The sequence below is a fragment of the Mangrovimonas sp. TPBH4 genome (genome assembly GCF_001280505.1).
In the GTDB taxonomy this organism is placed as follows: domain Bacteria; phylum Bacteroidota; class Bacteroidia; order Flavobacteriales; family Flavobacteriaceae; genus Mangrovimonas_A.
Genome location: NZ_LBIO01000067.1, coordinates 1 through 8,385, shown reverse-complemented (window position 1 = coordinate 8,385; position 8,385 = coordinate 1). Strand labels below are relative to the sequence as shown.

At 45.3% G+C, this 8,385-nt stretch carries 2 protein-coding genes and 1 pseudogene; all 3 read right to left on the bottom strand.

Annotated elements, in window-relative coordinates; translation table 11 throughout:
• Window positions 1–3,376: pseudogene (locus tag ZA05_RS17485) on the bottom strand (SprB repeat-containing protein); the annotation flags it as partial.
• 139 nt (window positions 3,377–3,515) lie between these two features.
• A complete protein-coding gene (locus ZA05_RS17480) occupies window positions 3,516–4,475 on the bottom strand; it encodes a type IX secretion system membrane protein PorP/SprF (protein ID WP_053992975.1) in 960 nt (319 codons plus the stop codon).
• 38 nt (window positions 4,476–4,513) lie between these two features.
• Window positions 4,514–8,385, bottom strand: a 3,872-nt coding sequence (locus tag ZA05_RS17475; protein ID WP_157514742.1) for a T9SS type B sorting domain-containing protein, incomplete at its 5' end; no start/stop codon positions are given.

The following is an 8,385-nucleotide window of genomic DNA, read 5'->3' as shown; positions in this document are numbered from 1 at the left end:
TAATTGTAGCCGTGTTCGACGGACAGGTTACAGGCGTACTGGTAAACTCTACATCTGTTGGAGGATCCAAAGGTTCTATAACTATTGGAGCTGTGATATAGATACAGCCTGTGGAATCTTGAATGGTTACCATATAAGTACCAGCAGTTAGTCCCGTAAAGGTAGTACCTGATTGGAAGGTCACCCCATCCAAACTATAGGTATATGGCGGCACCCCTCCAGAAACCTCATTTACCGTAATGGTTCCGGTACTGCTACAAGTATAAGGTGCAGTCAGCTCGGCAACGCCTGCAATAGGATCGTTAGAGCTAATGGTCACCGTTTGGGGCTCCGTCAAACACACCGAACTTCCCAAAGTATATTGAAGAACAACTTCGTAGTCCCCTTCCTCTAAACCTGTAAATACAGATGAACTCACAAAGGTCACGCCTCCGTCAATACTATATGCAATGGAGCTTCCATAAGCTTCCGTAACATTTATGGTGATAGTTCCTGTATCGCCAGAACTCACACAACTTATATCAGTTTGGGCTATGGTAAATTCTGGAGCAGGAGAACTTCCAACAGTAATACTTGTTTCTACACTACAGTTGTTGGAATCCACAACTGTAATATTAAATACTCCTGGAGCTGTTACCACAATTTCCGGTACTGTTTGAAATTCCGTATCACTGTTTACAAAGTAAAAATATGGCGGTGTTCCTCCTATTGGATATACCGTAATTTCTCCATCGGTACAAGTTAATGGCACCGTTAGCGCTGCCGTAGCTTCCAATAATGGTGGTTCTACAATGGTCACATCTTCAGAATACACACAACCATCCTCTGTTTCTACTGTAGCAGTATAGGTTCCCGGATTTAGGTTCTCAAAGGTGTAGTTGTTTTCATCAATAGGTCCAACACTGTTCACCAAAGTTCCGCCACTGTATAATTCAAAGTAATACTGAGGCTCTGCATCGATAGCCGCCAATTGGATACTTCCTTTATCATCATGACATAAAGGTTGGGTAACCATACTTGTGGTGGTAAAATCACTCTCCATGATCTGAACTTCAGGTGAAGAGAATATACACGGATTGGTATCTACACCGATTTGCTTTACATACACTGTATATACTCCAGGGGTATTTACGGTGAACACATTACTTGTTTGGTAGTTAACGCCATCCAAACTGTATTCATACCCAGAAGGTACGCCTCCCACCGTAATACTTCCCGGAGTTGTACAAATAATATCTTGACCAACAGCCGTAGGACTTAATAAGTTTTGATACACATTGAAGTAGAACTGCACAAAACAACCACCTTCAAAGTTGATAGTCAACCTAAACTGTCCAGACGTGTTGGCTGTGTAGTCTGGCCCGGTCCCCACTTGGTTCCAGGTACAGGCATCATTTTCATTGGCACAATCTTCATTAGTTACCGCTTCACAGCTGGATTCGTCCAATTGTTCCCAAATAATTGAGGTAGCTCCGGAAATATTAGTGTTTATTTCTCTGGAATCATTAGCACCACATAAAAAGATGTTCGGCAATTCCTTTCCGTCATTAGGACAGATCACCACTTCATCCGCAAATGGAATAACCGGATTGGTCATCCCTGCTCCAAAAGTGGTAACATAAAATACCTGATCAATAGATTGACAAGGCGCAATAGCTGTATTGTGAACGTAATAAGTTCCTGTTTCGGTTACTGTAATGGTTTGGGTTGTTCCAATAACCGGAGTACCGGATGGACTGGTTGACCAAGAGTATTCATCATAACCATTAGCGGCGGTTAATTCTACACTAGCACCACAAAGCACTACATTTTCCTCAAAGGTACAATCATCCAAATCCCCTAAAAAGTTAGTAGCCTGAGGTGTAATTAAACAACCTGTATTACTGCTATAACTTGGGTCATCCGTAATTAAAAAATCAGGGTTCCAATAGCCATTATATGTAGCAAAGGCTTGGTTGTTGATAATATTGGAACAGGAATCTGCCAATTGGTTACAGGTATCTACAGTTTGTGCATGAATAATGATTTCCAGCACAGGGTCCCCTTCCTCAACCAAATAATCGGCAACATTCAAGATAAGTTCCCTTGTATCTGGATCATAACTCACAGCTGTTACACCTTCGGGCAATTCTAAATCCTCAGGGTAATTAAAAATAATATTGATTGGAAGAATGTCCTTGATTTCAAGATTGGTAGCATTGTCATTTCCTGTATTTTGAAACCCAATGATATAATTCAACGGCTGACTCAATCCAACGGTTTCCCCTCCAATATCATTTCCTTCATCATCTTCCACAATTTTTGTCAATACAATATTGGGTTCAATAATCTCAACCGCAAAAGCAAAGAAATATTGAAAGTACACATCCTGATCACTTTCTAAAGTTACAACAGCTGACGTAGCATCATTGGCGATCAATGTGTTTCCTGGATTGGGAACCACCATCACCCCCGTATCAAAACCAAGGGTATTGGTACTGTTGGGAACCCTATTATCTACAGGCGTTGCACTTAATTGGGTTACCGAACTATTAAAAAAGTTATTGGCAGGTCGATCGGCAGCCGACAATGGTGTCCCGTTAAGCAACATTCTATCATTTTGAATAGGCTTATCCCCTTCCAAAGCCGCAAAAGCAAACGTCGCTCTTACTGGAGCAGGAGCAGGTACGGTTCTAAATCCCGAAACCGATACATCTGTATTTACGGAACTACTAATAGCGCTAAACCCATCAAAACTAGTGATAGATTTTCCTGGCAGAGTTGGATCTTCGTATACTACAAATAAGGACCATCCTGCAGAATATCCTGTTCCGTTATACGGATCGAAGGTTGCGGTTTCCCCTTCAGCCGAAGATACGTTGGCCACCGTATAGGTACCTAAATCGACATCCAAGTTGGTAACAATAGAAGTTACATCGGCATAACAGGAATATGGGAAACTATTTCCTGTAGCCGTTCCATTAGCATTGTAGACAATGGTTCCTTCTACATCGTGATAATCTCCGGTAGGCCCTTTTAGTTTTACATCTGTAATGGATTCATCTCCATTGGTAACGGCTCCCCAATACAGTCCCGCATAGATAATTTGGTAACAATTGGGATTGGGAATATCCAAATCGGCACTTGATGAACTAAAGGTAGAATTATCTTCATCAATATCGATATAGCTCATATCCACATTGTGGTTGTATACCGATCCGTCATTAAAAGCATTATTGTCTGGACCCAGGATGTTATTTCCTATCAGGATAATATCTCCTTTTAAATCCTCATTAAACCTTGGTGTAAAAGGCACGTAATTTTGGGCATATGACTGACTCCCCAAAATTAACAACACAATAATAATGGCAATTCTAGAAAAAGTAGGTTTTTTCATGGTGTTTGGTTTGTTTTGTTGTTTTCCAACAAGGGGCATCGTTGGAAAAATTATGGTGTCCTTATTATTTAATATGTGTTATAGTAATTATGTTTTCATAGGCATATCTACTCTATTAATTTTTAAGTTTTTACTAGTATTATTTTGTACAAGGGCAATTACTAATTCCTTGAAGGAAATCGATTCCAACAGTGATACTATGCGTCCCTGAATTATACCCCGCCAAGGCGTTGGTAGTAATTTGGTAGGAATAGGCAAAATAGAATTTTGACTTCATGATTCCTGCCATAGGCCCAATGTTTAAAGGCTTAAAAAACTGGTCGTTTAAAAAACGGTACGATAGTCCAACCCAATAATAATCTTCCTTTCTGTTAAATTTTCGGTACTTAAAGTTCACGTCCGTAGCCGAACGGCCATCACTTCCAAAATATTGGAAAAACACCGAAGGCTCAAATTCTACTCGTTTATTTTCTTTACTTTGAATAACCAACCCGGAATACAACTGGTAGTTCAAAAGAAGACTTGGTTCAATACCATAGAAATTATCGATATCCTTTTTCAGAATATTGTTAACATTTAAACTCAAGTAATACCCTTTATTCCTATAAAGTACCCCAACATCAAAGTTGTTGTTGTTAACAGCCCGGTCATCTGTAACGTAAGGGTCTACAATTGGTGTCTCATAGTTGGGCTCAAAATTTTCAATATCGATTCTAAAACTATTGATGTTATAGGAGATCCCAAAGGACAAATATTGCTCCGAAGTATAATCCAATACCAAGTGGTGGGCAAAGGAGAATTTCACACCTTTCTGGCGTGTATTTCCATTCTTGTCATTATACAATGACAATCCCACTCCAGAACGATCTGCAATCCTAAAATCAGCATATAAAGCTTGGTTATCTGGCGCGTCCTTAATCCCCACCCATTGGGTTAAACCATTAAGGCGTATCCTCAGGTTATCCCCAATCCCTGCGTAGGTTGGAGACACCACAAAATCGTTGTCCGCAAGATACTGCGTCCAAACCGGTAGGTTCAGCTCTTGGCCGTAGGCTTGACCAATTGCTATTAGAAAAATATAAGTAATTATCTTTTTCATATGATTAGTGTATTTGGGGTCTTCTAAACATTGAATTATTATCTATACAGCGTAAAATGTCCAACAAACTCTCTGTCATTATTTGAACTGTTCAGCCTTACTACGTACCAGTAGTCACCTGTTGGCAGCTCTTGGTTGTTGTACCTTCCGTCCCAGTACTGTCCTTGGTGATAGGTACCCACCTTACGGCCATACCTGTCGTAGATATCAAACTCCAGATTCGGGAAGTCCTCCGTACAAGGCGCCCAAGTGTCCTGGATACCGTCACCGTTAGGCGTAAAGTAGTTTGGGATACATGGGTCTATGTATTCAAGGAAGATTCTAGCCTCTGCCACACAACCGTTGCTATCGGTAACAGTGACCAAATATTCTCCCGTTTCGGAAATCATAAAGGTATTCTCACTTCCGTAGTCCTCATCGTTAAGGGTAAAGGTATACTCTCCGTTACCTCCAGTGGCCAAGGCTACGATCTGGTTCTGGTCACCTTCGTTAAGGGCCAAATCCACTGGCATGAACACACCAATATCAAAGAACTCCGTGGTCTGGATACAGCCATTTGTATGGCGTACCTCTATATAGTGGTCGGTTCCCGGAGGTATGTTCTCAAACACATTGCTCACTTGGTAAGGACCACCGTCCAAGGAGTAGTCCACTTCGGCAGGGTCCACGCTCTCGTCTATCAATACCGTCACAACATTTGTGGAGAAGTTATCGATACATACGTATTCCACTTCCAACAGAGGGTCAAGGTTCACAGACTCAGGGAAAGTGATGTTCCACTCGGACTCACAGCCCATGCTATCTCGAACATATACAATATGGTCTCCTCCGGCCAATCCAGTAAAGTCAAAAACGGTCTGACCAGCAGCTCCCGTGGTATACGGTCCGTCGTACTCATCCAAGCTTACGCTGTACGGCGCCGTTCCTCCGGAGATCTCGATACTGAACTCTCCTTCGTTATCGCCCTCACATGGTGTTGGCAATATAGAATCGGGCACGATACTTACGATCAACGGTTCAGGTTCTGTAATGGTAAAACTGAACATTACATAACAGCCCAGTTCGTCCTGAACGATCACCTCATAATCCCCTGGCCAAAGGTTCTCGAACACATTGGTCTCGAAGAACTGGTCCATCTGTGGGGAGATGGCATACTTGATGATGCCCGTTCCTCCCGTAGCGGTAATCTCCAAAGAACCGTCATTACCACCGTAACAGGCTACGTTGTTGATCTCAAAGGTTGCTTCCAATGGCGCATTGGGCTCGGTAATAGTGATGGTCGCTGAAGTGCTTTCACAATCACCGCTCTGCACATGTACCGTATAGGTACCTGCCAAGAGTTCCGTGAACACCCCTGGGGTATCCTGTACCGCAGTTGGGATGGCATTACCAGCGGCATCCTGCAGGGTATACACATAATCACCTAGACCTCCCTCGGCAACGGCAACAATGGTTCCGTTGTTGTCGCCCGCACAGTTGATGGTCGGGTTGGTAGAGGCCAACTCGATAGTCAACTCTGGAAGCGGATCTATGGTGATCTCATTGGATACTATCGCTATACATCCATTGGCATCCATAACGTAATATTCATAGCTTCCCGCCGGTACCGTAAAGGATACCGAGGACGTGAACGACCCCAATACTGTGGTAAAGGCACTGGTATCACTATAGGTATAGGCTCCCGTTCCGCCCGTAGCGCTCAGGGTAAGCTCCCCGTCGTTCAGACAGGTCGGCGAGGCGCTCTTTACCAAACTTGCCTCGATGGGCGTTGGCTCGGAGATGGCAATGTCCGCCGAGGTCGTGCTACAGCCATAGCCATCGGTGATGGTCACGTTGTAGGTCCCTGCCCCCAGGTTGGCAAACTCGTTAGAGGTCTGCGGTCCAGAGGTACTTGCTATAGGAGCCAGTGTATTTAAGGTATAGGTATAGTTGCTTTCCTGTCCGCCCGTTACGTTTTCTACAACAATTGTAGCGTTCTCATCCCCAAAACAGGACAGCATGGTCGTACTCGGTGTAAAGGTCGCTGCAATAGGCTCTGGAATTTCCAAAGTTACATCCACAGAATCAATACAGCCCTGTGCATCCATAACGTTTACCGTATAAGTTCCCGCTGAAAGCCCTGTAAAGGTTCCATTTGGTGAATAGGCCACCGTAGCGGCTCCGGTCAATTCATATTCATAACTGCCCCATCCCCCTTCGGCAATAGCCGTAATGGTTCCCTGGTCATCCGTACAGGTCACATTGGAAGTTTCCGTGGCCGTTAAAGTCAATTCTTCCAAAGGCGATCCTATTACTACTGTGGAAGTCGCAGAACAGAACGGAATGTCCGTTTCAGTGATCACCACCGTAAAAGTACCGGCATTCATGCCCGTTACCGTTTGTGGGTTGGTAGCCGTATTGGCCGCAACCGCTCCCGTTACCGATACCCCGGCATTGTCGAATACCTCATAGGTATAGGCTCCAGAGTAATTCGACACGTTGATATCGAAGGCGCCCGTATCGTCACCAAAACAGGTCACCGTACTTGGCGTGGTCGTAAAGGTTGGCAGTACCGCTGCCGGCAAGGATACCTCTACAACTTCCTCACAGGAAGTCACCGTATCCGTAACCGTAATGGTATACAGTCCCGAAGGCAGTCCCGAGAACACATTGCCCGATAGGGTTGCCGTGGCCGGGTTCGGACTGATGGCATAGGTAAATGTTCCTGAACCTCCCACAGTTGCAATGGACAATTGTCCATCGTCGTTGTTACAGGTAGGCAGTGCCTCTACCGATGGCGTTATGTTCAGCGGTGCCGCAATGCTCACCGTTACCGTGTTCCCACAGCCGTTGGCATCCTGCACCTCTACCGTATGGTCGCCCGAGGCTAGGTTCGTTATGGTAAACGGTGCCGTCTGGGTCTGGAAGGCGCCGCCATCGATGCTATAGCTATATGGAGGGATTCCTGCAATGTCTAGGTTTACCGTCATTTCATAGGTACCGTCCACATCCAGACATTCATCGGCAAGCGTTGCCGAGATTTCTGGGGAAGGGTCCGCTGGCAGTACCACCACTGGACTGCTCACGATACAGCCATAGGCATCCATCACATGTACATAGTAGTCTCCTGCATCCAAGCTGAAGGTACTGGCCGAGGCCCATGCTGCATCCGTTTCCGAAGGTGCGGTTGCCGTGGTTGTTACCTGGTATTGGTATGGAGCCGTTCCGTCATGTCCCACCGCACTGATCTGTCCAGAGGCTACGTTACAGTTCGCATTCTGGTCGATCGATGTGCTCAGGCTCAAAGGGATTTCCGATTCGGTAATGTTGAACGGGATGGTCACAATGCTACAGCCGGCATTCGGCCCCGTGTTCTCCGTGATCAGTACATAGTAGTTTCCAAAAGGAAGCGGTCCAAGGTCTGTTACCGTCAAGGAGCCGTTACCTCCTACCGTTCCAGATCCGGTCACCCCTGCAGGTTCCTGCGTCAGGGTATCGAACACTTCGTAGTCGATGTTGATGGAAGTGCCATAGGAACTGTTGATGGTGAACGACACGGTTCCGTCCGCACTGCCCGTACAGCTGATGTTTGCCGCCGATACGGCCGTGGCCGTTAGGGTCGAGTTGGTCGGGATCGGTGTGGTGGCCGGTTCAAAATAGCTACAGTTGGTCGATGCATCGTATACGATAAAGGTATAGCTTACCCCTGGGGTCAGTCCCGTAAAGGTGGCAGACTGGCTACCCGGGGCATCCTCTGGAATCCATGACCCCGCTGGGTTTGGATACACAGATGCAGGTCCTTGATAGATGCTGAAATAGAACGGCCCAGTACTTACTAAGGTAGAGCCAATACTCACAACAGCCTCTCCTCCGGTAGTACAGTCCACAGTTGTTGCAATGGAAATATCAAGATCGGTTGGTGGCGAGGCCA